Raw genomic sequence first — 1,375 nt, forward strand, 5'->3', positions numbered from 1 at the left:
TTCTTAGCGTGTTTTTAATGTGGAGGTACCCCAAGACCTAATATTAAAAAAAACATGAAAATAAGCTGTTTAACATATTAGTCATGTACAATATGTTGAACAGCTTATTTTAAACGCAATTCAATAACTTAGTTATCTATTCTTTTTTTAAATATGCTTTTCACAAAATTCTCCTTGTGTTCGGTATATTCATTTATCCCCGTAGAATGCCTCTTTAAATAATCCAATTTTATGTTTATATATTCTTTACGTGCATTTTCATTTGTATTTAAATAATCTCTAAAAAAAATTAAGTTTTTCCATTGCTCTTTTTCAAATTCTACAAGGTGAATATAATGCGTTTTTTTTCATAAGTGTTATCTGTAAATTTCGCAAATATAATTTCATTAGGTCTTTCTACTCTTAAACGAAGGAATCCAATGCTCTTTAGCCCCTTTATAATGGACGGATTTAATATACATAAATCATCTACTGCTACTAATATGTCCAAAATGGGTTTTGCTAGCATATCTTTGATTGCTGTACTACCGATATGTTCAATACGATTTTTACTAATATCTGTACATTGGTGTATTTCCTTTTTTACTTTTAAAAATTCTGTACCCCAATCAGCAGTGTATGGAACTACTTTTACTTCATCTTTTTTTAATCCTAATTCCATTCTTTTCTCCTTCCAACATTAGAGATTATTAAATTAATTCTATGATTCACGGTTTAATCCTTCTCGAACTAACTAGCACCCTTTAGTTGAATAAGTCTGGATATGACGTTCCTTTATAGGGGTACAGCCACATGCCCATCAACCTAATATTTTTAATTCCCCCCATAACGAAAATTTTATGCATCGTTGACTGTTGATAATGAGACGTTATGTTGACTAGGGATGTATTTAATATTCATTAATTTTTTAGTACTCACTATAAATTTAATACAGTAAAATAGGAATATAAGGTAATGAAAATAAGATACATAGGAGGATTCGATGAGACAAATAAAATTCCTGTTTGTTTTAATAATCCTTATATTAGGAGCTTGTTCTAATGATAAGTGGTTTACCCTTAAAGGTGAGAGTGAAAATTGGATGGGTACGTACCAAGGCTATACATATGATGAAAATAATGAAGCAAGTGAACTTACTCTAATTTATAAAGGGGATCCTTCAGAAATTAAAGGTAATATTGAATATAAATATGAAACTGATGGTAGTCGAAAAGGGGACGGACATGTTCCACTAGATCAAAACTCTATTAAAACTAAAATAATTTGTGGAGGTTGTACCATAACTAATAAAAATGATGTAATAAAGATTACTATGAGTTGGAATGATAAAACAGAAACCTTTAAACTACAATCTAAAAAGTAACTTCCGCTTTCG

Annotated in this window: 1 protein-coding gene and 1 pseudogene; one reads left to right on the forward strand and one right to left on the reverse strand. The window is 29.6% G+C overall.

What is annotated here, in order from left to right; genetic code table 11:
- Positions 1-128 precede the first annotated feature (128 nt).
- A pseudogene (locus DN408_RS31145) lies at positions 129-661 on the reverse strand (GrpB family protein).
- Between the two features lie 321 nt (positions 662-982).
- Here DN408_RS31145 and DN408_RS31150 point away from each other — a divergent pair.
- Positions 983-1,363 (forward strand): hypothetical protein, encoded by a 381-nt coding sequence (locus tag DN408_RS31150; RefSeq protein WP_078178898.1) that lies wholly within the window; start codon positions 983-985, stop codon positions 1,361-1,363.
- Positions 1,364-1,375: the final 12 nt, after the last annotated feature.

The sequence above is a fragment of the Bacillus sp. AR13-1 genome (genome assembly GCF_008042285.1).
Taxonomy (GTDB): Bacteria; Bacillota; Bacilli; order Bacillales; family Bacillaceae_G; genus Bacillus_A; species Bacillus_A mycoides.